The organism is Flavobacterium anseongense (assembly GCF_021608185.1).
Classification (GTDB): domain Bacteria; phylum Bacteroidota; class Bacteroidia; order Flavobacteriales; family Flavobacteriaceae; genus Flavobacterium; species Flavobacterium anseongense.
Genome location: NZ_JAKIHN010000037.1, coordinates 1 through 310 on the forward strand (window position 1 = coordinate 1; position 310 = coordinate 310).

Annotated in this window: 1 protein-coding gene; it reads left to right on the forward strand. The window is 42.9% G+C overall.

Going from position 1 to position 310, the window contains the following annotated elements; genetic code table 11:
* The coding region (locus L1S35_RS13250) for an FIDD domain-containing protein (RefSeq protein ID WP_236401467.1) at positions 1-310 on the forward strand (310 nt) is incomplete at both ends.

The following is a 310-nucleotide window of genomic DNA, read 5'->3' on the forward strand; positions in this document are numbered from 1 at the left end:
GCTACCGACATTAATTCCGCCGACAGCACCTTATACACTTTGTGATGATAATCAGGATGGTTTTAGCTGTGATTTTGATTTGTTGAGTTTACAGGCCGATATGTTAGGTGGAGCATCGGGTTCAGCCAATTATATTTTGAGTTTCTATGAGACACTGACTGATGCGCAAACCGGCAATACGGTTACGGATATCGACCCGACACAACCTTATTGCAATATCAATCCGTTTGTACAGTTGTTGTATGTAAGAGCCGAGGATCCGATAACCCATTGTTACAGCATCCTTGTGATAGAGTTAAACGTCAGTCCG